This window comes from Leptolyngbya sp. UWPOB_LEPTO1 (assembly GCF_017302695.1).
GTDB classification, from domain to species: Bacteria; Cyanobacteriota; Cyanobacteriia; order Leptolyngbyales; family Leptolyngbyaceae; genus Leptolyngbya; species Leptolyngbya boryana.
This window is the reverse complement of the sequence record NZ_JAFLCJ010000001.1, coordinates 560,418-585,029: the sequence shown is the minus strand read 5'-3', so window position 1 is coordinate 585,029 and position 24,612 is coordinate 560,418. Positions and strand designations below refer to the sequence as shown.

The 24,612-nt window shown below is 46.7% G+C and carries 23 protein-coding genes, 1 pseudogene and 1 riboswitch; of the genes and pseudogenes, 7 read left to right on the top strand and 17 right to left on the bottom strand.

Features of this window, described 5'->3' with window-relative positions; genetic code table 11:
* Positions 1-3: 3 nt before the first annotated feature.
* From J0L70_RS02555 to larC, 4 genes are read right to left on the bottom strand one after another with little or no spacing between them, the layout of a single operon-like run.
* Positions 4-1,509: a sensor histidine kinase gene (locus tag J0L70_RS02555; protein ID WP_287452962.1), complete on the bottom strand. Its 1,506-nt coding sequence runs from the start codon at positions 1,507-1,509 to the stop codon at positions 4-6.
* Positions 1,510-3,024 (bottom strand): response regulator, encoded by a 1,515-nt coding sequence (locus tag J0L70_RS02550; protein ID WP_287452961.1) that lies wholly within the window; start codon positions 3,022-3,024, stop codon positions 1,510-1,512. It abuts the gene before it with no gap.
* 29 nt (positions 3,025-3,053) lie between these two features.
* Positions 3,054-5,048: a pentapeptide repeat-containing protein gene (locus J0L70_RS02545; RefSeq protein WP_287452960.1), complete on the bottom strand. Its 1,995-nt coding sequence runs from the start codon at positions 5,046-5,048 to the stop codon at positions 3,054-3,056.
* A 57-nt stretch (positions 5,049-5,105) separates the two neighbouring features.
* Positions 5,106-6,521, bottom strand: coding sequence for a nickel pincer cofactor biosynthesis protein LarC (gene larC / locus J0L70_RS02540; RefSeq protein WP_287452959.1), 1,416 nt, complete (start codon positions 6,519-6,521; stop codon positions 5,106-5,108).
* A 53-nt stretch (positions 6,522-6,574) separates the two neighbouring features.
* On the opposite strand from larC, the gene J0L70_RS02535 reads away from it, so the two are divergent.
* Together J0L70_RS02535 and J0L70_RS02530 are read left to right on the top strand one after the other, a co-directional pair.
* Positions 6,575-7,237: an L-threonylcarbamoyladenylate synthase gene (locus J0L70_RS02535; RefSeq protein WP_190650721.1), complete on the top strand. Its 663-nt coding sequence runs from the start codon at positions 6,575-6,577 to the stop codon at positions 7,235-7,237.
* A 258-nt stretch (positions 7,238-7,495) separates the two neighbouring features.
* Positions 7,496-8,722, top strand: a complete 1,227-nt coding sequence (locus J0L70_RS02530; RefSeq protein WP_206753989.1) for a HetZ-related protein — start codon at positions 7,496-7,498, stop codon at positions 8,720-8,722.
* A gap of 77 nt (positions 8,723-8,799) precedes the next feature.
* On the opposite strand, the gene J0L70_RS02525 is transcribed toward J0L70_RS02530, so the two are convergent.
* The 3 genes from J0L70_RS02525 to J0L70_RS02515 all read right to left on the bottom strand — a co-directional run bounded on the left by J0L70_RS02525 (position 8,800) and on the right by J0L70_RS02515 (position 11,231).
* Positions 8,800-9,639, bottom strand: a complete 840-nt coding sequence (locus J0L70_RS02525; protein WP_287452957.1) for a hypothetical protein — start codon at positions 9,637-9,639, stop codon at positions 8,800-8,802.
* Between the two features lie 144 nt (positions 9,640-9,783).
* Entirely contained in the window at positions 9,784-10,719 is a 936-nt protein-coding gene (locus tag J0L70_RS02520; RefSeq protein ID WP_268180882.1) for an S-layer homology domain-containing protein, read from the bottom strand.
* A 65-nt stretch (positions 10,720-10,784) separates the two neighbouring features.
* Positions 10,785-11,231 carry a hypothetical protein gene (locus J0L70_RS02515; protein WP_017290310.1) on the bottom strand — a complete coding sequence of 149 codons (447 nt, stop codon included), beginning with the start codon at positions 11,229-11,231 and terminating at the stop codon, positions 10,785-10,787.
* 257 nt (positions 11,232-11,488) lie between these two features.
* On the opposite strand from J0L70_RS02515, the gene J0L70_RS02510 reads away from it, so the two are divergent.
* Positions 11,489-11,797, top strand: coding sequence for a hypothetical protein (locus tag J0L70_RS02510; protein ID WP_017290311.1), 309 nt, complete (start codon positions 11,489-11,491; stop codon positions 11,795-11,797).
* 43 nt (positions 11,798-11,840) lie between these two features.
* On the opposite strand, the gene J0L70_RS02505 is transcribed toward J0L70_RS02510, so the two are convergent.
* The 4 genes from J0L70_RS02505 to J0L70_RS02490 form a co-directional block, all read right to left on the bottom strand.
* Positions 11,841-12,668, bottom strand: coding sequence for an energy-coupling factor ABC transporter ATP-binding protein (locus tag J0L70_RS02505; protein WP_287452956.1), 828 nt, complete (start codon positions 12,666-12,668; stop codon positions 11,841-11,843).
* Complete coding sequence (cbiQ, locus tag J0L70_RS02500; protein ID WP_287452955.1) at positions 12,659-13,432, bottom strand: cobalt ECF transporter T component CbiQ; 774 nt, start codon at positions 13,430-13,432, stop codon at positions 12,659-12,661. Before cbiQ ends, J0L70_RS02505 begins: the two co-directional genes overlap by 10 nt.
* Before the next feature lie 4 nt (positions 13,433-13,436).
* Positions 13,437-13,721 carry an energy-coupling factor ABC transporter substrate-binding protein gene (locus J0L70_RS02495; RefSeq protein WP_190650730.1) on the bottom strand — a complete coding sequence of 95 codons (285 nt, stop codon included), beginning with the start codon at positions 13,719-13,721 and terminating at the stop codon, positions 13,437-13,439.
* Positions 13,718-14,464, bottom strand: a complete 747-nt coding sequence (locus J0L70_RS02490; RefSeq protein WP_026148905.1) for an energy-coupling factor ABC transporter permease — start codon at positions 14,462-14,464, stop codon at positions 13,718-13,720. Before J0L70_RS02490 ends, J0L70_RS02495 begins: the two co-directional genes overlap by 4 nt.
* Positions 14,453-14,592, bottom strand: a riboswitch (adenosylcobalamin (AdoCbl) riboswitch). (Overlaps the previous gene by 12 nt.)
* A 140-nt stretch (positions 14,593-14,732) precedes the next feature.
* Here J0L70_RS02490 and J0L70_RS02485 point away from each other — a divergent pair.
* Positions 14,733-15,653, top strand: a complete 921-nt coding sequence (locus J0L70_RS02485) for a hypothetical protein (RefSeq protein ID WP_287452954.1) — start codon at positions 14,733-14,735, stop codon at positions 15,651-15,653.
* Positions 15,654-15,791: 138 nt separating this feature from the next.
* Positions 15,792-16,058 (top strand): hypothetical protein, encoded by a 267-nt coding sequence (locus tag J0L70_RS02480; protein WP_190650733.1) that lies wholly within the window; start codon positions 15,792-15,794, stop codon positions 16,056-16,058.
* 126 nt (positions 16,059-16,184) lie between these two features.
* Here J0L70_RS02480 and lpxD read toward each other — a convergent pair whose 3' ends face one another.
* Entirely contained in the window at positions 16,185-17,228 is a 1,044-nt protein-coding gene (lpxD, locus tag J0L70_RS02475) for a UDP-3-O-(3-hydroxymyristoyl)glucosamine N-acyltransferase (RefSeq protein WP_268180839.1), read from the bottom strand.
* The gene (rlmD, locus tag J0L70_RS02470) at positions 17,229-18,629 is read right to left on the bottom strand and encodes a 23S rRNA (uracil(1939)-C(5))-methyltransferase RlmD (RefSeq protein WP_287452952.1); all 1,401 of its coding nucleotides are present in this window, start codon (positions 18,627-18,629) and stop codon (positions 17,229-17,231) included.
* A gap of 49 nt (positions 18,630-18,678) precedes the next feature.
* Between rlmD and J0L70_RS02465 the strand changes: the two genes are divergently transcribed.
* A complete protein-coding gene (locus J0L70_RS02465; RefSeq protein ID WP_287452951.1) occupies positions 18,679-19,545 on the top strand; it encodes a hypothetical protein in 867 nt (288 codons plus the stop codon).
* Positions 19,546-19,630: 85 nt separating this feature from the next.
* Here the strand turns inward: J0L70_RS02465 and J0L70_RS02460 are convergent.
* Positions 19,631-20,628, bottom strand: a pseudogene (locus tag J0L70_RS02460) (NADH:flavin oxidoreductase/NADH oxidase).
* Positions 20,629-21,009: 381 nt separating this feature from the next.
* The gene (locus tag J0L70_RS02455) at positions 21,010-22,047 is read right to left on the bottom strand and encodes an aldo/keto reductase (RefSeq protein ID WP_287452949.1); all 1,038 of its coding nucleotides are present in this window, start codon (positions 22,045-22,047) and stop codon (positions 21,010-21,012) included.
* Positions 22,048-22,529: 482 nt separating this feature from the next.
* Here J0L70_RS02455 and J0L70_RS02450 point away from each other — a divergent pair, with 482 nt between their 5' ends.
* Positions 22,530-22,892, top strand: coding sequence for an ArsR/SmtB family transcription factor (locus J0L70_RS02450; RefSeq protein ID WP_017290325.1), 363 nt, complete (start codon positions 22,530-22,532; stop codon positions 22,890-22,892).
* Here J0L70_RS02450 and J0L70_RS02445 read toward each other — a convergent pair.
* Both J0L70_RS02445 and psbA read right to left on the bottom strand, forming a co-directional pair.
* Positions 22,882-23,430, bottom strand: a complete 549-nt coding sequence (locus J0L70_RS02445; protein WP_242044368.1) for a DUF3122 domain-containing protein — start codon at positions 23,428-23,430, stop codon at positions 22,882-22,884. The genes J0L70_RS02450 and J0L70_RS02445 overlap by 11 nt on opposite strands.
* A 72-nt stretch (positions 23,431-23,502) precedes the next feature.
* The gene (psbA, locus tag J0L70_RS02440; RefSeq protein WP_017290327.1) at positions 23,503-24,585 is read right to left on the bottom strand and encodes a photosystem II q(b) protein; all 1,083 of its coding nucleotides are present in this window, start codon (positions 24,583-24,585) and stop codon (positions 23,503-23,505) included.
* Positions 24,586-24,612 lie beyond the last annotated feature (27 nt).

The window sequence follows — 24,612 nt, the reverse complement described above, 5'->3', positions numbered from 1 at the left end:
GAATTAAATCGGATCGATCGGGAGCGTAAAAAAGAACGTGCTACCCGCCCCTAATATACTCTCAACCCAAATTCTTCCACCATGCTGATTAACAATGCTTTTACAAATCGCAAGTCCTAACCCTGTGCCACCTTGCTGTCTTGAATCCGAAGCATCCACTTGCTGAAATCGCCCAAAAATTCGCTCGATCTTATCACTCGGAATTCCTCGCCCTTGGTCTTTCACGGCAATCCAAACTTCTCCAGGATGCAATTCTGCACTCAGTTCCACCACGCTCTGCGGCGCAGAAAACTTAATCGCATTGCTCAAAAGATTCGTTAAGGTTTGAATCATGCGATCGAGGTCAACAAACACCGTAATGGACAGTGTGTTTGCTTTCAGTTGAACATTGGCAGCATTCGCACTCCCCTGCATTAATTGCAGCGATTGCATCATCAGATCGTTCAGGTTACAAAGCTGAGGGGAAATGTTGACTTCAGCCGCATTCAGGCGCTCGAGATCGAGAATGTCATTGATCAATCGAACTAAGCGATCGGTGTTATTCACGGCAACTTGCAGAAAAGGCTGACACGCTTCAGGTAATTCGCCCAGTCTGCCCATCAGCATCAAACCGAGCGAGGCGCGAATTGACGTTAAGGGAGTGCGCAGTTCATGGCTGACGACAGACACAAACTCATCTTTCATTTTTTCGACAGCTTGCAGTTCACTAATATCTCGAACAATCCACGATTGCCCAGTGACAATTCCTGCCGAGGATTTGACAGGTGAGATCGTTAGGAAGACATCGATCGCGGTTCCATCTTTGCGGTAGTGAACAGTCTTTTGGGTCTGCTGGTCTTTCTGTTCGTCAATGTATACGGGATTGTGCCGACAGACTAATGTTGTAATCGAGTGTCCTTGTGCTTCTTCTCGACAATAGCCATACGTTTTTTCTGCACCCTTATTCCAACTCAGAATGATTCCATCTAACGTGGTGCTCATAATTGCATCATTGGAAGATTCGACGATCGCAGCTAACTGTTGCAACGATTCATTTGCAATTTGCAGTTCAGCAGTGCGTTGCTGGACTAGGCTTTCTAACCCTTCATAAGCCTGACGGAGGGCTGCTTCTGCCTGTCGTTTCTGTCGTCGAACTTCCGCTTCGCGCAGTTCTCGCTCGATCGCGGGAACTAACCGACTCAGCGATTCTTTGAGGAGATAGTCATGTGCGCCCGCCCGCATGACTGCAACTGCTGTTTCTTCTCCCATGCTTCCCGACACCACGATGAACGGCAGATCTAAGTCGAAAGATTGAACGAGTTCTAGAACTTGGTGAGCCGTGAAACCAGGGAGCACATAGTCAGAGATGATCATGTCCCAAGTTTTGGAACTCAGCGCTGAGCGTACAGCTTCTAAGGAGAGAACGCGCTCAACCTCTAACTGATACCCTGCTTTGCGTAGGGGGTACAACAGTAAAAGCGCATCCTCCTGCGAGTCCTCAACCAATAGCAATCTGAGCGAATTTTCCATTTACAGTTGGGCGAGTTCCGAGACTGCATGTTGTTGGATTGTTTGCAGGCGAGCAAGGCGATTGAAGATTCGGGTCGCCAGGATAGACGGAACCACAGGTTTCATCAAATAGTCATCTGCACCGATTTCAAAACTTGTACTCTGAGTCTGAAAATCTTCGCAGACGGTGAGAAAAATAATGGGGAGCCAGCACCATTGCTCACTAGCACGAATCGCCTTGCACAACTCTAATCCGTTCATTTCGGGCATTTGCACATCGAGTAACACGAGATTCGGCTGTATCTCATCTAAGGTTTGCCACAGCTTCGATGGAGATGGCAGCGGAATGATCTCGACTCCTAAGGGACGCAGCACTTCTTGCAGCAAGTTCAGCAGCATTTCATCATCATCGATCGCTAAAACTTTCGCTTGAATGGGAACCGGAGTCGAATCAGAGGCAGAGAGAGGACTAGCTGCATTCTGGGAACTTGCCTCAGAAGAGGAGGCTTGATCTTTTATTCTTAAATACTGCTGTAAGCCATGAACCAAGTCTGCAATTCGCTGAATTACTTGAGGCTCATGCAACCGATCAGACTCAAACAGAATTTCGAGTTGTTGAGCAATCTGTGAACCTTCTGAGAACCCAAACATGCCTAAAGCACCTGTCAACTGATGGGCACTCTGCGTGGCGTTCGAGCGTAGCGTTTCGGAGCATTCGCCTGTCCTTAGAGCCGTTGCAGCTTGTTGTAAAACGGTCAAACGCTCAAAACTCAAGCCTTTGACCTGTTGCCAAATTTCAGCGACGAGCATTTGTGTTCGTTCCGCTTGCGGATTGGGCGGAATTTGAGGTGCATCGTTGATGGCTTCATTCGCACTTAGCCCGTAGCCTTGCCCGTATAGCGTTTGAATCAAATGCTCTGCACCGACTGGGCGCAACGCTCGGCGAATGCCTTTGATATGGGCTTTGATCGTTGATTCATCGGGCAGATCATCATCAAGTGCCCATAGTCGATCGAGGATTTCACGCCGACTGAAAATGCGCTGAGGATTGCGGAGAAATAGCTCTAGCAAGGCATATTCTTTGGGTCTTAAATTGATGGGTTGACCTGCAAAGGTGAATTTGCGATGGGCAGGTTCTAATCGCAATCTGCCCCATTCTAAAACGGGAGACGAACTGATGCCTCGACGCTGAAGTGCCCGCACCCGCGCCACCAATTCTTCTGGATCAAAAGGCTTAATCATATAATCATCTGCGCCCGCATCGAGTCCTAAAACGCGATCGGCTTGATTGCTGCGAGCCGTCAGCAGCATAATCAAGATATCGGGTTGATGCGTTCTTAATTTTCGGCAAAAGCTGATGCCATCTAGTTTGGGGAGCATGATGTCCAGGAGTACGAGGTCATAGGGAAAAAATTGCAGCATTTCCCATCCTTCCTGTCCATCTGTAGCAATATCGACAACGTGACTCTGACGAACTAATGTTGCTGCCAACACAGTAGATACTTGGGTATCATCTTCTACTAATAAAATTCTCATTGATTTATAGAGATTATCGGTGCAAGGGTCTAATCGTTGTCCTGGATCGAGTCTACATTCAAATCAATCTCATTGCTGCGTTCTTCCAAATCAATGATTGAATCTTCATCTCCTAGATTGTTGCGGCGAATCTGCTCAAATGCTTCTCGTGTAAGCTGATGTAGCTGAAGATTGTTCGCTTGAATTCCATCTAGTAATTCAATGATGATGTCGCTTTGATCAAAAGATTGATCAATCTCTAGTTCAGTTAAGGCAAAAATTTTAGATTGATAAGTCTCGCTGTCTGTGGCAACGCGATCGCAGACCTGCTCGATTCTTTCAATCTGTTTTTGAATCCCATTCAGGCGATCGAATCGTCCCTGTCGGGTCAACATTTCACAACTGATTTTTAGTTTTGTCACCGTCTTGCGGAGCTTCTCACACGCATCATCGAGATCAGATAAGCGATCGCTTAAATCACTCTGCAAGCCGTCTAAAACCTCGATAGTCGGAAGCAATGCGCGGTCAACTGGCTCCGTCCTAAAACTTGCTCCATGCTGTTCTAGGAAGCGTCTTTGCGAATTGGATAGTCCTTGGTTTCCGCCAAATCGAACTTGCTGCACGATCGCACTTTGCCAAGTCACACCGACTAAAGTTGATGCAAGTAAGTTGGCATTGTTGAGCATCGCTGCGGTGAAATCAGAATAGCTCAGATAAGTTCGGTTTAATCTTGCCCCGCGCAAGCTCGCATCCTTGAAGTGTGTTCTAAGCATAGCTGCACCACTGAGTTGAGCATTGGTCAGAATAGCATTTTCAAATGAAGCTCCGCTCAGATAAGCCCGGTTCAGCTTAATCTCAGTCAAGTCTGCTTCATGAAATGTACTATCGTTCAAGCTCGATCGTGTAGCAATCGCAGCTACTAACTTTGCGCCATTGAGCGTTGCACCTGTGAAGTTTGCGCCCCGCATCATCGATCGACTTAAATCTGCGCGACTGAGATTCGCATTGCTAAAGTCAGCACCTCGCATGACCGTATCGGTCAAATCTGCGCCCCAGAGCTTTGCGGTGTTTAAATTTGCGCGGCTCAGACAAGCGCCAGCCATTTCTACTTTAAATCCGTCTGCTCCTTCTAATTCCGCCCCTTCGAGTATGGCTTTGTGCAATTTTGCTCGGCTCAATTGCACAAAGCACAGATTCGCATTCTCTAAAATCGTGCCGATTAAGCTTGCCCGATACAGGTTTGCGCCATAGAGCTTGGCACGACGCAGATTAGCGCGATCGAGAATTGCCTCTTGCAGATTCGCTAACTTGAGATAAGCGCCTTGCAATTCTGCGCTGGTTAGATTCGCACGAGACAGACGAGCATTTTTGAAGTCTGCCCCTGCTAGAAAAGCACATGCTAGGTTTGCTTCATCGAGCAATGCGCGTCTGAAGTTAGCTTCATACATTCGCGCATCACGCAGATCTGTGCCTTTGAGGTTGGCTTCTCTCAAATAAGCATTTTGCAGATTTGCACTGCGCAGTGTAGCAGATTCGAGACAAGCAAAACTAAGATTGACGCGTTCGAGTGTCGCTTCGGCAAAGTTCGATCGCGTTAAATCTGCGCCTTCTAATTTTGCCCCTTTGAGATCGGCTCCGATAAAGACAGCGTGTCTCAAATCAGCTTGAAAAAAATTTGCTCCTCGAATCCAAGCGTCACTCAAAATCGCTTGATAAAAAGTGGTTTCGCACAAGGCTGAGCCGCCTAGATTCGCTTCTTGGAATTGTGCGTGACTAAAATTGGATTCGCAGAGGTTGGCATGGCGCAACGTTGCCTGAGAGAAATCTGCAAAGCAGCAATCAACTCGAATCATCCGAGCATGAGAAAGGTTTGCTCCTTGAAAATTGGTCACTCGCAGAATTGCGCCGCTGAAATCCGCGCCGATCAGCGTTGTTCCGGTAAAGTTTGCGCCGGTCAGATCGCAGTTTTGAAAGTTCGATCGCGTTAAATCTAACCCACTGAAATCCTGACCTCGAAGGCTTCGTCTTTCATAGTTTTCGCACACTCGCCCATTCCTCCGCTGAATTTCTCTGTGGAATTACGGAAGCAAATTGGCTTTATTCTACGAAAGATTTTCAGTCTGTGCCATGTACCAGGCTTGCAGCGCAATTCGATGCACCTCTCGCCAAGGCAACTGTGTCGCTTTCGCAAGTTTGGCGCAGTCTTCGTATTCGGGCTGCACATTGACGATCGCGCCATGCCGTGAGGCTACCTTGACCTGCACTGTCCCCAATTCGGTCTGCACCGGATCAAATCGTCGATCGAGCGCGGTTCTCTGTTGAACGGTTCGCCGAATTCCTAACGTCGTTGTTTCCTGAAACACGATCGTTTCACACCGTTCGACCTGTTCAGGCGTGCAAATCACCGTTAATAAAAGCCCAGGACGCGATTTTTTCATGCCGATCGCTTGAGTAAAAACGTCGAGTGCCCCCGCTTCTAGCAATTGCTCAAACAGATACCCGATCGCTTGGGGGTTGAGATCATCGACTTGAGTCTCAAGCACGGTAATCATTTCTGTATTCGTCTTTTGCTCAGGAGTCGAGTCGAGCCTGCCACTTTTGGAATCTTTCGCAGGAGAAACAGCGATGCTCTGGAATGCTTCCCGATGTTCTACTTCCCCAATCCAAATCCGTATCATATTGGGAATTTGTAAGTCGATCGATCCGGCTCCTAAGCCAATTTGTTTGACTCTCATGCGAGGAGCCGCGCCAAACTCATCTGCCAACGTCACTGCGATCGCGGCTCCGGTTGGCGTGACTAATTCTTTCTCAATGCCATTGCTATAAATCGGTACATTCCCCATCTCAAACAATTTCAGCACAGCGGGAACCGGAACGGGCAAGCGACCATGAGCCGCCCACACTGTCCCACCTCCTGTGGGCAAGGCTGAGCAAACGATGCGATCAACATCCAGCCAATCCAACCCCAAACAAGTACCCACAATATCGACAATCGCATCGATCGCCCCGACTTCGTGAAAATGCACTGCTTCGGGCGGAATTCCATGCACTGCCCCTTCCGAGATTGCCAACTGCCGAAACACTGCCAAACTCCAAGCTTCGGCTCTCGGTGGTAAGTTTGCACCCTTGATCATTTTTTCGATATCTGGCAGATTCCGTAATTCATTGTGATCATGTGCGTGATGATGCTCATGATGATGAGAATGCTCGTGCTCGTGATGATGGGAATGGTGATCGTGGTGATGATCAGAATGATGGTGCTGATTTTGATGATGAGAATGCTCGTGCTCGTGATGATGGGAATGGTGCTGCTCAGATTTCAGCATCACATGAACTTTCGTAGCGCGTTGCCCATTGCGTTGAACGGTTTCGGCTTTCAGTTGATATTCTTCTGAAATTCCTAAGCGATCGAGTCTCTCTGTCAGATAGGCTAGAGGAACACCCAAATCAACTAGTGCGCCGAGGCACATATCTCCAGCAATTCCAGTCGGACAATCTAGATACGCAATCTTGCTCATTACACTTTGAAAAGGGTGAATTGACATTTTCCACATTACACCCGCACTCGCTTATGGCAACGCTTTACCGACTCCATCCCGACAATCCCCAATCCCGCACGATCGACCAAATCGTGGCTGAACTCCGCAACGGCGCAGTCATGCTCTACCCAACCGATACCGTTTACGCGATCGGGTGCGATCTCAATTCAAAATCTGCCATTCAGCGCGTTCGGCAACTCAAACAACTCGCTAACGACAAACCGCTGACCTTCCTTTGCTCATCGCTATCGAATATTGCTCATTATGCGGTCGTGAGCGATCGTGCCTATCGCATCATGCGCAGTCTGATTCCTGGCAGTTACACGTTTCTTCTGCCTGCCACCAAACTCGTTCCAAAATTGGTGATGAGTCCGAAGCGCAGAACTACCGGGATTCGAGTTCCCGATCATCCGGTCTGTCAGGCATTGTTAAAAGCGATCGACAATCCGATCATTTCCACGTCTGCCCATATTCCGGTTGAAGATGAAACGGTTCCGCTCAAAGTCCGTGACCCTGAAAATCTTTCTTTACCGGAACTTTTTGACAGCATGGATCGACTGGTGGATGTAATTGTCGATACGGGACAAGAACCGACTCAACTGGTTTCAACCATTTTGGATTTAACAAATGACGAGCCTGAAATTGTTCGCAAGGGATTAGGATGGGAAACTGCTGCAGATTGGGTGTTGGAATAACAGCCATCGCCCAACTCTCGCCACTTTGGTGACTGTCACGACTTGGGGGGTACACTCGATTCATCCTCTTATGCGATCGAATGCCCTTGAACTACGAACACTTGGAACTTTGCGACTCTCAAACGGGACAAACACTTTATACCAGCCTCACATCGTATGTAACCAGACCAGAAACTGACACACGATTTGGGAACTCTTCCCGAAGCGCTGCTGGATCTGCGTGTAGCGACTGATGTGCACTACCAAGTCAGGATTCTCATGAAAGCAAAGTCTACCCAATCTACCCCGCGCGATTCTTCTCTGCTGACAGTACCTATGCCAGAAACAGATATCGCTGCCAACGCAGTTCAAGCCCAACTCGATCGCACTGCACAGCTTGCGAGTTTGCTTAAAACCGAGATTGAAGCTGAGTTAAACATTCAATCGAATACGATCGCACAAGTCGCTCACCGCATTGCGACTGAAGTCGATCGCATTTGCAGTAAGAGCGATCGCATTCAGTCATCTGGGCAGATCAGTTCGTGGCGGCTGACGCTTGCCCGTTACCGTTCTCAGAAATGCGTGCATTACTATCAGCTTGGCTCTCAGCGCGGCAGAGTTGAGCTTCATAGCAACCTGAGTACCATGGTGTATCGTCCGATTGCACCCGCTCATTTGCAACTGACCTTTCAAGCTCGTTACACCCTAATTGAAGATTTCTTACAAGGGTTCTACACTGAGTCTTTAAGAGCTTTTCGGCGTGAGAATGAACTCGCAGAGACTTATCAGCCTCGAACGAAGCTAGAGCTAGCAGAATATATGGCGTTCACTGAGCAGTATGCAAAGCGCCGGATCACGCTGCCTTCTCAACATAATCAGCAGCTCATTATCTTACGCGCTCAGCGGTTTGCGAGCCGACAACCGCAAGAGATTGCAGTCGATATTGAAACTGCAATGGAAACTGCAAAAAACGATGAAGCAGACACGTACGGGCGATCTGCAGTAATGCAGATGATTCGAGAGCAGATGGTTTCGGACAAAGGCGATGGTTCCGAGTCGGTCTTGCGCGATCGAGTTGTGATGGAACTGATGCACTATCTAGAATCGCAAGATCAAAAGGACTGTGTAGACTATCTCACCTTGAAGCTACAAGACCTCTCTGTTCCAGAAATTGATGAGATTCTAGGGCTTACGCCTCGCAAGCGTGACTATCTCCAACAGCGCTTTAAGTACCACGTCGAAAAGTTCGTCACGTCTGGCAATTGGAAGCTGGTGCATGAATGGTTAGGTGCAGATTTAGATCAAAATTTGGGCTTGTCTCCGAATCAGTGGGAAATGTTTCTCGATACGCTTTCAGACGAGCAACAACAGTTGTTGCAATTAAAGCGATCGGGTGTGAGTGACCAAGAGATTGTGCAGATCCTCAAATGCACAACCAAGCAGCTTCAGAAGCGATGGGGAGCATTGCTTGATGTCGCGAGACAACAACGCAATCAAGCCAAGTAAGCTGCTCGTTCAAGTTTGGTCTAGTTCAAGTTTGGTAGTGCGATGGGATGGAATGTCAACCATCCCATTTTTTTGCTTTAGCGACAGGTACTGGGTGCTTTGCGAGGTCCGATATTGATGCGATTGAACTCAGACAAGTTTAGGGTAGAAGAACTAAACGCATTTCCCGCATTTGACCAAGTGCCTAGTTTCAGATATCCTGGCGGATCAAACGGTTTATTTTGCCGCGATCGTCCCTCTGCATCTGAAAATCGCACAGGCAGATTTACCACTCCTGAGATGGTATTTCCTTTCACAGTTCCGGTCATACATATTGCTAGATCATCAGGGCGGGCAAAGATTCCAACAATTCGATTGCCTGCTTTAGTAAACAGAAAAGTAAAACTTCCGGGTCTGAGCTGCTTGTCAGTAACATTCATCGAAGGCGCACCGTTCCAGTATCGATATGAGCCATCGACGAGATCAGCGATCGCTGCACCTGGCTGAGGCGTGCTTGATTGAGGTGGACTTGATTGAGGCTTATCTGCTCCAACTGATCGGCAAACGAGCAAATCGTTAAACGGCTTAAACCCTTCGGGGTCAGAAAATCCGCGCAGTTCAGTAAAGAAGGTCGGATTACTCAACATTTGCTGCCGAACAGCGGGAATCGTAGAGTTGTAGAAAATCATTTTACGCGTTTGTTCGATCGTCACGGGCTGACCTACACCTACTGGAGAGGGCAAATTCGTGTAAGTGACTGCTACATTTCCGTCTGAAGTAGACTCTAGTGTGAACAATGCCCGCATGGCTAACGGACTAGGCTGACCTTCGCGAGATTGAATTTGGCACTGAGTCGTGACAGCAGCTTGAGCCGGGGTAGATAGAGCGATCGCAATGATTCCTGAAAGGAAAACACTAACCTTGAAAAAATTTGACATGAATGATGATGGATGATCAAAAACCTCTGTGATAGTAAGAGATTCTAAGATCGATGTGTTGAAATTGATAAATCTCAACACATGCAATTCCAGCTTATCAATGTGCATGTCCAGCTTTTGGGGCTTGCTATCTATGCACCTAAATTAAGGCTTAGGCGTGCCTTTCAACGCTTCTTGAGCCGAGATGCCATCGCCTTGAAAGCCGAAATACGAGAGAACTGCAGCAGCCTCCGCACGGGTTACAGGGCGTTTCGGTTGAAACAGAGTCGTGTAAGCAAATGCTCGGCGGATATTCGCTTGATCGCCATTCTGAAAGTCAGCATAGATAGCTCTCAATGCTTTTGCATCAATTTTGTTCGCATCTTGGAAGCCCCAGGATTGCTTGACAGATTCGATCGTGGCATTGGGCAAAACTTGACGAGTATCGACCGGAATCTTCCACAAAATCAAATCCTCGCGCGTCAGTGGTGCATCGGGACGAAACAGACTTGCGGTTGAATCGCCAGACAAAGAGCTTGGAATCAATCCTGCTTCAGCTAAGCCTTGAATTGAAGCAAAGTCAGGATCTTTTGTGGGAACGTCTTTAAAAGCAGGCGTTGAGGATTCAACTGCTAACCGAATTTGACGAGCAGGACGAGTGCTGTAAATGCGGTTATTCGCAGCAACGAGCCATCGCGCATAGACCCGTCGAGTCACATTTTTGTTTGGTTCAAATACAGTTGATTCATTGGCTTTTGCTGAATTGCTATGCGTGAGAATCCCTAATTCAGCCGTCTCTTTGACCGCTTGGCGGAGGGCTTGTGGTGCTTTATCGAGATCTGAGAAGGAACTAGAAGAATCAACAGTCGGAGCCGGAGTGGCAGAGGGAGTCGGACTCGGCTCTGTCGTTGTTTCAGGGGAAGGAGTTGGAGAGTCAGAAGGCGAAGGACTCGGAGAAGCTTGTGGGCTAGGCGAACTGTTTGTCAGGCGCGGATCTGCGGACAACGCATCCCGAACTGAATTCGCAGCGGGTGTGTTAGAACAACTCGCGAACAAACATAAGCTTACAAGTCCAAGCGTAATCTTTTGCAACGACAGCACGATCGATTAAATCCATGACCACGTTTCAACACTAGCGCAAACTGCGATCGATGTGGGGATGATCTCTATTCGCGATCGTCATCCAAGATTTTTTGTAAGCGCGATCGCTCCAAAACGTAATAGTCTGAAAGTCCCGTGCGCGCTGCTTCGATCTCTTGAGATTCTTCAGAAAAGATCTCAAATTTTTTGATCCACCAATCGAATGCACTGGGAAATTTTACCTTTTCTTGAGCAGCTTGCAAGAGTTCTAACGCTCGCTCTCGAGTCGGGCTAGCATCGCGATCGCAGCCTGCTTCTTCAGGATGTAAGATTGCACAGGCTTGTTCTCTTAATTTCTGACGAATTTCGGAAGAAGAGAGTCTTAAACAATCCGGTGAGATATCACCGAGCAACAGTCCGCGATCGGTATAGAGGAAAATGCGAATATTGCCAACTTCAAATGCGGCATTGGTAACAGTACAGAGAAGCAGTTTGGGGCAAGAAGGCAGCTTCCGGTCTAGTCGAATTTTCATATAGAAGAGAAGGGCAAAACGATGAGAGGCTTCTAATTCTTTTAACTTAGCGGATTTAGTTTAGGAGATTGGATTTATTTTGCAAAACTCCATATTAAAAACTGTTCATTTAGATTCAGATTTTTTTATTTTCTGGCGTTTGTCTGACATTTTTGCCCTATGATCTCTCTGACGATCGATTAAAATTTCTGTCCAATTGCCCGATGCCTGACATAATACGTGACGGAATATCGTGTATTTAAGGATACTAAGTAGGTATGCAACCTGTCTCTCGATCGGATGTGCTTTATGTAATCGATCACTGCTGGATGGTCGAAGATCCAGTGATAGATGAATATGCGTATCGATTCCGATTGATTCAAGATCGGCATTGGGCAGAGTTTAATCAAGCGTTTGCCTGTACAGATGAAACTCAGTACGAAGATATGGCGCGGCATCTAGATCAAATTCGTGAAGAACGCGATCGAGCCGAAGAGATTTTGTATTGGTTATTTCTGGATTCAGAATTGCGTCGGCAGGGGAAGACTGTGCCGGATTTGTGGGAAGCACAGCAGGCGCAGGCATAGGCGTTTTCGGGAATTGGGGAGATTTTGAAAATTTAGTTGAGAATTAGGGCTGATTTGGGTGTAGCCTTTCTCGGATTTGATGGATGATCGGATGTTTGCCGTGCTGTTGCTCTAGGTGGTTGAGCAGTGAGATCAGGTCTACAGTGAGCGGAACTCCGAGTTTTAGGTGGTCTAAAATCGATTTCTGAGCGAAAACAGTTTGCGGAGTTCCTTCTAGGGCGAGGGTTCCTCGATCGAGCACAATCACCCAATCTGCCCAGCGATAAACCCACTCTAGATCATGCGTTGCCATCAGAATGGTTGTGCCATTGGCATGAATGGTTTCTAAAGTCTGCGCGAGCATTCGAGTGTGGAGTGGATCGAGATAAGCTGTTGGCTCATCTAGTAGCAATAACTCAGGCTTGAGAACCATGACATCTGCTAGGGAAACTCGCTTTTTCTGCCCTAGGCTCAAGTGATGAATCGGATGATGAGCGAGTTCGGTTAAACCAAATTCGGCTAGAGATTTCGCGATCGCAGGTTCGATCTCTGATTCTGTCCAGCCTAAGTTACACAATCCATATGAAATATCTTCTGCAACGGTTGATGCGATCAACTGCTGTTCGGGGTTTTGAAAGACTAAGCCTACTTTTTGCCGAAGTTCGATCAGCGATCGGCGATCGTAACTCAACGTCTGACCTTTCCAAGCAATCGTGCCGCGTTGTGGCTTGTATAAACCATTTGCCAGGAGAAACAATGTGGTTTTACCACAGCCATTTTGCCCAATCAAAGCCGTTCGTTTTGCGGTCGGAATCTCTACCGTCAAGCCCTGAATCACAGGGCTTTTGGTTCCGGGATACGTATATTCGACTTGATCAAAGGCTAACGACATAGGCTGATAAGAAGCAATATGAGACATCCTAAACTAGCTTCGATCGCATAGCGTCGAGAAGGGCGATAGGTTCGTGGCGAATAGACTCGAAATTCCCCATTAAACCCTCTTGCTGCAGTGGATAAAACGAATTGTTGATAGTTCTCCATTGTTTTACGAAAAAGCTGACTGATCAGCAGACTCAAGCTATAAAACCAGCGTCGGACACTGCGATAACCATTGCGCGAATGTTGAGCAATCCAAAGTTCACGAGCAGTTGAGAGCAAAATAAAGATGAATCGGTACATCAGCATCAGCAGTTCTGTGAGTACCTCTGGACATCTGATTTGTTTGAGAACTTGTAATATTTCTGTAAATGGGGTTGTGAATAAGACGAAATATAAGCACGAGACTGTCGAAAGTGTCCGAGTCAAGATGACGACAGCTTGTAAAATCCCTTGCTGGCTCAAATAAAAGTAAGTCGATCCAAGTGAGAAACCCAAAACTGCATCGCTTGCCGAGCGATCCGCAATCCCCAGGATCAAGGCTGGAATACTGATCAACCAAAACCCGATCGCAAGACTGAGCAACCGTAAATAGATACGACAAGGAATTTGAGCATAGATGACAATCCAAATTCCTAGCCAGACTGCGATCGCGATCTGAATGATTGGAGTTGCAATCAGAGCAATCAACAGTACGATCGTTGCAAATAGTAATTTATGTTGCGGTGGTAGTTGTCGTAATCGATTGCGATGAGAAAGCGTATCCAGCCAAAGGTGCATGGTTTTATTTACCTTGCGATCGCCCTTTATACAGCCCGATGACATATCCAAGCACACCTGCACCCAATGCTGCTTGCGATGCAAAGAGTAAACTTGCAACTTCTGTACTCGCAGGCTCAAACATGGGCTTAAACCAGGGTTCATAAGTCGGATGGCTCTCTTCGATCAGTTGTTGTGCCTGTCCATCTGCTCCATTAAACTCTGCTCGCACAAACACCAAAGGAGCCACAGTGAGGAGAATGACTGCGATCGCAAGGAACCAATTCTGTCGCGTCGATGATTGTCTCATGTCTTCATTAAGTTTAAGGTTTCCAATTCAGTCCGATTGTAGGTCTGTAGCCAATTCCAGACTAAGACCGTGAGTAAGCCCTCGCTAATGGCTAAGGGAATTTGAGTCAGCGCAAAAATTCCAGCAAACTTTAGAAATGCAGCCCATACTCCACCCGTTGCCGCCGGAAACGCCAATGCCAACTGGATCGAAGTTGTGACATAGGTTAAAAGATTCGCGAATGCTGAAGCTAGGAAAATTGCAGCTTTTTGATTCCCAGTTCTCAGCACTAAATGATAAATACCGTATGCGACGAAAGGTCCCACGATCGCCATTGAAAACAAATTGGCTCCGAGCGTTGTCAAGCCTCCATGCGCTAACAAAACGGCTTGAAACAGCAGCACCAATCCCCCTAAAACGGTCATTACCGCAGGTCCAAATAAAATTGCGCCGAGTCCAGTTCCCGTGGGATGCGAGCAGCTTCCTGTCACGGAAGGAAGCTTTAACGCAGATAAGACAAATGTGAATGCGCCAGCTAATGCTAAGAGCAGTTTCAATTCAGGATTTTGGCGTGTAATCCGCGTCAGCGATCGCAGTCCAAACGCAAAGAACGGCAGCGAGATCGCCCACCAAAATGCTGCCCACTGAACAGGCAAAAAACCCTCTGCAATGTGCATTGCTTGGGCTGGAGTTGCTGATCCCAATACTAAATACAAACTCAGCCCTGCCATTGCAGCAAGGCTCATCCATTTCCGAGTCCTCATTCTGTACCTCGCAGAACTAACAACCGTAAAGCTGGTGGGCATTCTGGCTTAGCGAAATCTCGCTTTACAGTTGCGGGACAGCGGCAGCTTTGCACTACACTTTCCCCAATCCAACTTTATTTAAGGTGTGACTCACTGTATCACTATTAGTCGAGTTTTTTGGTAGAGTTTTGTCGAGATGTAGAAATCTTTTAATCTATGACTCCAGAGGTAGACCATCCTGTAACTGGGCTGATAATGTACAAGCACAGGAGTTGCCAGTCGCCTTATGTTAGAGCCATCTACCTTAAAATCGCCGCTGAAGCCCAATTGTTTACCTGTCTTTTTTGCATCCTCATCTTTATTTCCTGATCTTCCAACGTTCCAGCAAGCAAGTAGAACGCTCACGTTCGATCAAGCACGACTGACAACAGACTTACAACCCCCTTCGGGCAACACGCAAGTGACTAGTGCGATCGCTCAATTGCCCCCTGATTTCTCGAATTCCCTAAACCGAGAAATTGTCACGAGCGGTTTAACCGCTTCCAGCGGCGATCAAACAGATTCGGTTCAATCTGCTCAAGATATCGTTGTCTCCATCAGCAGGTTGGTCAAAGAGATCTCAGGCACAGTTCCATTCGCAGATGGCACAATCGACGTCGATCTTTCAACTTCAGCAGGAGCAGTCCAAGGCTCGATCGAGTTTGGTAATGGGGCACTTATATCTAATTTAACAACGCCTTTTGGAAGTTATTTTTCATCGATCGACTTCAAATCCTCTGATCAATATCCATTCAATTTCAACGGCACTCCAGGCATTGTCAATCTAGACGATGGTTTAGTCATCTTGGATTTCCAGCCTGAAATTCAAGATGACGAAATCGCAATTCCAATTAATGCACTCAGCGGCAATGTCACCTTCAACGATGGACAAGCGATTCTGAATATTCCAACTCCTTTTGAAGCATTTGCAACAAATTTTGATCTATCAGCATTAGTCAAACCTAGCACCCTGCAAGTTTCAGGAACTGTGACTATGCAAGATGGAACGCCTCCGATCGAGATGACGGGCGATTTCGGCATCATTCAGACCACGCTTGACGTTCCAAAATTAGTTCAAAACGCTGGCTCAATCTTTGCAACCGTAGGAGGCACGATTCAGATGACGAATGATGCGATCGTCTACGATTTCAAGACCTCCATTTCGTAAGGCATTGAATTTAGCAAATTCTATCAATAGAAAACGAGGAATGTTGTTTGTAGCTCTATTCGCTAAATTCTTAAAGAGAGATTAAAAACAGCGTAAATGATTATGGTGAATTTGAAAAAAACGATAGGAGTCTTCCTCGTGAGCGTTTCCCTCTTAATCGGAGGTGCTGCACTTACAAGTTGTGGCAGTGGACAATCTGAGACTGAGGCAAAAGAAGAGTCATCCAAGGAGCAAGAAGCCTCAAATCAATCTGAAGATGGCGATGAAAAGCGCCAAGAAGACAAAGCTAAGGATAATGATAGCGATGATGAGAAAGATGGCGAGAAATCCAACGCTCGCAACAACAACGATCGAGAGAATGATCAAGAAGATCGCAAAGAGAGCAAAGATAAAGACGACGGTTAATCTATTGCTCACATGAATACAATAGTAGGAGTATAGAGCAATCAGTGATGATGCACGAACCCCTACTATTTTGCTTGGGTACAGTTGTCTGGATACAAATTGGATCGAATTCTCCTCAACCGTTGCTTATGAATCCGTATCCATTCCTAAGCGCTTCTGAATTTGCTTGATCGCTTTGTACATCTCAGACAAGTGGCTATAGACAGCAGACGATCGTAGAAAAATTCGATGATCGACCGCAGGATAACCCGATACTGTTTGTCCTGCCGCCACGCTGGCATGAACTCCAGTTTTTGCAGAGGCAACCGAACCATCGCCCATCCGGCTCTCATTGCCCACACCGACCTGTCCTGCCAAAATCACGCGATTGCCCAGTACAGATCCCCCGGCAATCCCAACTTGAGCGGCAAATGCACAAGCCTCTCCAGTTTTGACTCCATGCCCAACCTGCACACAGTTATCAATCTTTGTATTACGCCCAATTCGAGTCTCACCGACAGAAGGGCGATCGATCGAAGAATTGCACCCTACTTCAACGCCATCTTCGAGCACGGTACAGCCCGATTGCTCCATTTTCAGCCAGCCTTCACGAGTCGGCACAAAGCCAAACCCTTCTGAGCCAATCACTGCTCCTGCATGAATCACACAGTCTGCACCGATTTGAGCGCGTTCGTGAATCACACAATTGGCATGGAGAACTGTACGATCGCCAATTATCACGTCTGGGTAAATGACAACACCCGGATGAATAACAACATCATTGCCAATTGTCACGTTGGCTTCAATCACAACATGCGCGCCAATCGCAACGTTTTGACCAATCTGAGCAGACGGATCAATGATTGCAGATGGATGAATCGTCGCGGCAGGTTTGTAAGGTTGGTAGAAAAGCGCGATCGCTTGAGCAAACGCATAGCGCGGATTGCCTACAATGATCCAAGCTAAACCGCGTTCTTTCGCGATCGCTAGTAATTCCTCATTTGCAGGCAAAATCACCGCAGCAGCTTGGGTTTCTCGAAGCTGCTTTGCAAATTTCAGGCTTTCAGAATAGGTCAGCGTATTCGGCTTACTATCAAGTACTGCGGAAACTCCTGAAATTTCTAGATCAGGTGTTTCGCTACTACTCTTCACGGATTGCCCTAACTTTTCTACCAGATCCTTAAACAGCATTTACTCCTCCACTCGGTTTAAAAAAGCAGCACATTCAACATGAGCCGTCTGCGGGAAAAAGTCCGCAGGCTGAACTCGTATCAGTTGATAGGCATCATCTGCACATAACAATTTCAGATCTCGTGCTAATGTCGCAGCATTACAACTGACGTAAACAATTTGCTTAGGTTTCTGTTGTCGAAGCGTCTCCAAAACAGTTGCATCACATCCTTTACGAGGTGGATCGAGCATGACTAAATCCGGGTGAATCTCAAGCGATTGTAAAACTTTTTCAACCGCTCCCACTTCAAATCTGACGTTCTCGATTCCATTCAAACTTGCGTTCTGTTGAGCTTGTTCAATCGCTTCCGGTTGAATTTCTAATCCGATCGCAGTTTTGACACGTTGTGCGATCGGTAAAGTCATTGTTCCAATTCCACAATAAGCATCAACAAATGTTTCGTCACCTTGTAAGTTTAACTGTTCTAAAACAATGTTTAACAAAGCTTCAGTTTGCTCAGTATGGACTTGAAAGAAAGTATCGGGTCGGATGTGGAACGTCAGATTTGCGAATCGTTCTGAGAGGAAAGGCTGACCTGCGATGCAATGTGTCTCTGAACCAAAAATGGCATTCGTGCGATCGCGCTGTACATTCAGCGACACACCGACTAAATTCTCATAGCGTTGCAGCCATTCCTGAGCCTGAGCTTCTAAGTTCGGCAAGTCTGGATCAGCCGTAATCAACGTCAGCAAGATTTCACCTGTGCGCTGCCCAATTCTTAAGGCTAAATGCCGCAATTGACCGCGATGATATTTCTCATCATAGATTCGCCATCCCTGCTGCTGAATGTCCTGTTTGACTTCAGCCAGTAAAGGATTCAATCGCTCATCCTGAATCGGGCACTGATTCAGATTTACAATCTGATGCGTGCCTTTTTGATAGTATCCCGCTTGAACTTGTCGCGTGTTGGAACTTCCGAGCGGATAAGTCGATTTGTTGCGATAGTGCAGAGGTTCGCTCACATTCAGAACGGGATCAACTGCAATGTTACGAAATCCGCCAATTCGCTCTAATGCCTGAACGACCTGATTCCGTTTCGCCTCTCGTTGATAGTCATAATCGACATGCTGCCACTGACAGCCGCCGCACTTGTCAGCAACAATACATCCGGGTCGAATCCGATGGGGCGAAGCTTCGAGGAGTTTGTATAACTTCGCATGAGCAAGATTCGGCTTGACGTGCATCAATCGGACTAAAGCGCGATCGCCGGTGACCGTATCGGGCACAAAGACGACGCGTGAGCCTGCGCGACCTACTCCATCACCGCGATCGCTCAAATCGGTAATCGTGACTTCCAGCAATTCACCTTGCCGCCATTCCGTAGTGTTATCGCTGAATGATGTGTCTAATTGTGTGGGCACAGTAATGTCTCGCTAATATTCTCTTAAGTGTCGCTTCTCTTTCTGTCCTATGACTGATTTCACAACCGTTCTTCAATTTATCAGCGATTTTGAACAATCTCACCCTGATGCTTCGACTTACGAGATTACAAATCGTTTACGCGGCTATACGAAGCCGAGCTATACGACGAAAGTCTGGACGGTTGTGACAGGGTTTGAGCAAGCATTTATTGAAGGTAAACTCAATCAAGATGTGATCTTAGCAGGTGAAAACATCGATTTTGGACATTTCATTGCGTCTTTGTCGGATCAAATCAATCAGCCAGGGCTGCAATGGTCAGATTTGACGCGCTGGACAGGAGATCATACCTCTTGGGCGGGTGATATTGGGTCTTCGATCGAGACGTATCGCGCCACTCCAGAAAAGTTCAAAGGCTTAGGGGATGCGCTCGATCGGTTTGCTTCAGAGTCAGATTATGCGGCAGATGTTGCTGCTTGGGTGGTTGGCGCAATGCTCAATGGAAATTCCAAGATGCTTTTATCTGAAGCGATGCAGAAATATCATGCTCAGCCTTATTCGGAGCATGTAAGAACATTCATTCAGCGCAGATTTAATGGCATCCTAGATGGTCAGAGAATTACGAATCCTGCCAAGATTGAAGCTGAAATTCGCAGTGCTACGTTTGCGTATTTAGAATTGTCTCAGAATGCAAGTTTTCTCAAGAAATTGATGAAATCGTTTACACAAAAACTACGATCGACAAATTTAGAACGCGATTTACTCAGCGCAGATTTGCTACAAGGTTCGCTGCACTTTATGGCTCACCTCATTCGCAACGCTGATCTAGCACCTTTGAAGTTCAAACCTTATCAGCAACCTCAAGCTCCTTGGCTCGGAGTGGTGAACTATGAAGTGACGATCGACAATCCGAAGTAGGTTACTCTCTAACCCCACTAGCCCCAACTGTAGAGGTGCTAGAGGTGCGTTCATACAGGTTCCATCCGACCGCGACACTCTGTCATTAAATCCAGGCTCGTTCATATTGCACGGGATAGACTTTTTCCTGACCTAGTTCTTTTGCTGCTTGAAGTGCCCAATAGGGATTCCGCAAGAATTCCCGCCCTATCAAGACAACATCTGCTTGACCTGCACGGATAATATAATCTGCTAGTTCAGCAGAGGTGATCAATCCCACTGCACCCGTTTGAATTTTGGCTTCTCGACGAATTCGTTCAGCAAAGGGCACTTGGTAGCCCGGAGATAGAGGGATTTTCACGCCAGGGATCGTTCCACCCGAAGAACAGTCAATCACATCAACGCCAAGAGATTTGATCTTATCGCTCAGAGAAATGCTTTGTTCAATGTCCATCCTTGCTCTGCCCAATCGGTTGCTGAGATGCGAACCCAGAGCGAATCGCGTTCTGGTACAATCTCCCGCACTGCTCGAACGACCTCTTGGAGAAATCGAGTGCGATTTTCAAAGCTGCCACCATACTCATCTTGTCGTTGATTCACCAAAGGCGAGAGAAATTGATGCAGTAAATACCCATGTGCTGCGTGAATTTCAATGACTCGAAATCCAGCTTCTACTGATCGACGCGCGGCTTGAGCAAATGCCTCAGTCGTTTGCTGAATTTCTTCGACAGTCAAGGCTTCTGGTGTTGGATGCTTGGGACTAAATGCAACGGCACTACTCGATACAATCGGTCGCCATCCTCCCTGAGACTCATCGATCGCATGTCCCCCTTTGCTCGGTTTTGCAGTACTTGCTTTTCTGCCTGCATGGGCGAGTTGAATGCCTGCAACCGCACCACAGTTATGAATACTCGTGACAATTTTTGCTAAAGCTTCAATCTGATCATCTGACCAAATTCCTAAATCTTCGGGGCTAATGCGTCCCTGGGGTTCGATCGCGGCTGCTTCAGTAAACACTAATCCTGCTCCACCAACAGCACGACTTGTTAAATGAACCCAGTGCCAATCATTGGCATATCCATCAATGCTGGAGTATTGGCACATGGGGGAGACGACAATGCGATTGCGGAGAGTGACATCTCGAAGGGTAAGGGGTTCAAACAAATGCGACATTGAGATATTCCTAACGATCAACGCTGATCAAATCTTAGAAAATTTCCACGATCGTAGTGATCTAAGATTCTCAAAGTTCCCCAAAATGGGGAATTTAGGGGGCGGAGTTCTGCCCCTTTACAAATTGATTGGCTATGAGTTCTGTCTTTTCTTCAGGTATTGCCGAATCGAACTGACTACGCTTCTCAAGATTTCTTCTGGAGATGTCGAATTGCTTGACCGACTCGTAATTTTTAGTCATGCGATCGACATCTCCCACCGCTGCACCTCGCAGCAGAACGCTCGATGGTCAGACATTGAGTGCAAACCGACTTAAGGAGCCGGATTGGGATATTGCGTGTAAACTTCCTCAATGTCTTTGAGAATGTCTGGAGTTAGATCAACTTTGATGCTATCGATATTTTCTCGAAGTTGGTCTAGGGTTGTTGCACCGATAATAGTACTGCTCACAAACCAACGACTCCGAACAAATGCTAACGCTAATGCTGTCGGACTAAGGTTGTGACATTTTGCAACCTCAGCATAAGCCGCAACCGCTTCCTTGACTCTAGGTTTAAGATAACGCTGTCCAAACTGCTCAAACAAGGTAATTCGAGTCGTTCCAGGATCGCCTTGTAAATACTTTCCAGACAAAAATCCAAATGCTAAAGGACTATAAGCTAGTAAACCCACATTCTCGCGGTACGAAGCTTCTGCCAATGCAGAATCAAAGACCCGATTCAATAAGTTGTAAGCATTTTGAATCGACACCACTTTCGGTAATCCTAATTGTTGAGCAAGATAGCTAAACGTTGTAATGCCCCAAGGGGTTTCGTTGCTCAGTCCCAAGTAGCGAATTTTTCCAGCCTTGATCAGATCTGCAAATACTTCCAACTGTTCAGCAATGGGAACTGTTTCCCGCTCTTGCTTGGGATCAAAAATGGTTTGTCCAAATTGTGGCACATAGCGATCGGGCCAATGAATTTGGTACAGATCGACATAATCAGTTTGGAGCCGCTTGAGGCTATCGTCGATCGCTTGTTTTACACTATCGCGATCGACTTTGTTCACCCCCTCACGTACCCATTTGAACCGTCGTCCTGCACCAATCACTTTCGTGGCGACAATCACTTTGTCTCTTTGCTGGTGTTTTAGCCACTCACCAATGTAAGTTTCAGTCACGCCATGGGTTTCAGCACGTGGTGGAACAGGATACATTTCTGCGGCATCAATAAAATTAATGCCACGATCGAGAGCGTAATCAAGTTGTTGATGGGCTTCTTCGATTGTATTTTGCTGCCCAAAGGTCATCGTACCTAGGCAAATTTCAGAAACTTTGAGGTTACTTTCACCAAGGGAATTGTATTGCATAAATTCTAGTTGTGACTTGAAGGAATAATCAAATAAAGCTTGATCGGTTTGACCAAATTAACGGAATTTGCTCAGCAAAAACTAACATTTGGCGATTTTATGAAATACTACGGTGAGTCGGCCGATTCACCGTAGTATTATAGCGAAGAAATCACACAAAGATAGCATCTACTCAAAAATAGACCTGATACCGAATTGAAGAATGTTTGCGACAAATGCCGTGCGAATGGAATTCGCGGCTACACAAACGAAGTCCGCGCAGCATTTAGCAACGCTAAAGAGCGAAGGTCTCCACAGGTTTTATATCTTCAGAGTTAAGCTGATAATGCTCTCTCTTACTATGCACGTGACATAGCACAAGTCTTTTCAAGCATTCATATCTATGTATATCTATGATCGACGCTCTAATCTGAGTTAGTTCGGTAATTGGCTATAATCCTAATTAGTTATAAAATTACCCTAATTGATTGCTGAATTACCCTATGCCAAAAACTAAACCATCAAAAGCAGATCCAGCGATTCTTGCTGCTGTTGCCGACTATTTCAAAGTCTTGTCAGAGATGAGTCGGCTTCAGATTCTGACTTGTTTGCGATCGGGCGCGATGAATGTGATGGAAATCTCCGAAGCAACAGGTTTAGGGCAGGCGAATTTATCAAAGCATCTCAAAGTGCTCTATCAAGCCGGAATCTTATCGCGGGAGGCGAAAGGTACAAGTGCCTACTACGAAATCGCTGATCCAATGATTTTTGAGTTTTGCGAGCTAGCGTGCGATCGCATCAGTGAACGAGTCCAACAGCAAGCGGCAAGCTTAAAGAGTTTACGGAATAAAACCTCTATTTTTTAATCTGCAATTCACTGCTTGCAACAGCCTTCCATTCCTGAATAATCAAAGGTGAAACTGAGAGACGAACCGACTCGTCTTGAAGCGTTGGGATTGAAAGTTTGAGTGGGATTTCTGCCTGCATCTGAGGGAATACAGCCTGTAAATCGTATTGACCAACATTCGGTTCGGGATGAGTTTTATCGGTAAAAATTGCTTGATCATTTGCGTGAGCAGTCAAATTTGCGCCCAAAGAATTTGTGAGCATCAAAGGCTGAGAGTGATCAATGTTGGCAATTCCCGGAAACCCCACAAGCCTGAGATCAAAACTGGTTTGACCATTGGGATAACTGCGTTGAAATGCGATCGCTTGCCAGCGATTTCCATGCTGGTCTTGCAGCAATTGTCGAGATTGGATCACACTTTGTCCCGGTGCTTCTTCTAACTGCCGAATCTCTGCCCTTGCAGGTGAACTCATCAATACTCCTAATCCTAGTGAGATCACCATTACCCAGGTACTCAGCAATGACCAGAAAAAGAATTCTCGGATGGGGGATTTCATTCAGGCTCTCCTAAAAACTCTGGCAAGAAAGCGTCCTGGTTAGAGGACGCTCGTTGATGAAGGAAGATCAGACTAACTCTGGATGGTCGGGGCTATCAGTGCTAGCGGTTGAGCTGCACCTGATGCTAAATCAAGCGGAAAATTGTGAGCATTGCGCTCGTGCATCACTTCAATCCCAACATTTGCTCGATTGAGCAAATCTGCCCAAGTCTCGATCGTTCGCCCTTGACTATCGAGAATCGAACTATTGAAGTTAAACCCATTGAGATTAAACGCCATGGTGCTAATTCCCAGAGCAGCAAACCAAATTCCCATCACTGGAAAAGCAGCAAGCACGAAGTGTAGCCAGCGCGAATTGTTGAAGCTCGCATACTGGAAGATCAATCGCCCAAAATACCCGTGTGCTGCGATGATATTGTAGGTTTCTTCTTCTTGTCCAAACTTATAGCCATAGTTCTGAGATTCCGTTTCTGCTGTTTCGCGAATCAAAGAAGATGTCACTAACGAACCATGCATTGCGCTAAATAATGCACCTCCAAAGACCCCGATCACCCCTAGCATGTGAAACGGGTGCATGAGAATGTTATGTTCAGCCGTGAACACAATCATAAAGTTGAACGTTCCTGAAATGCCGAGCATCAAACCATCAGAAAAGCTTCCTTGTCCGATGGGGTAAATCAGGAGTACAGAGGTTGCTGCTGCGACTGGAGCAGAGAATGCAACTGGAATCCAAGGACGCATTCCTAGGCGATAGCTCAATTCCCATTGCCGCCCCATGTAGGCGAAAATCGCAATCAGGAAGTGAAAGACAATCAATTCATAAGGACCACCATTGTAGAGCCATTCATCCAATGAAGCGGCTTCCCAAATGGGATAAAAATGTAAGCCAATTGCCGCAGAAGTTGGCACAACGGTCGCTGTAATAATGTTATTTCCGTAGAGCAATGACCCAGAAACGGGTTCTCGAATGCCATCAATATCTACCGGAGGAGCCGCAATCATCGCAAGAATAAATACGATCGCGGCGGTCAGCGCAGTCGGAATCAACAACACCCCAAACCAACCAATATAAAGCCGATTCTCGGTACTCGTAATCCAATCACAGAAGCGATCCCAGAGGGGGACACGATCACGTCTTTGCAATAGCGTTGTCATGAGTTGATAAATCCGTATGGATGAGTA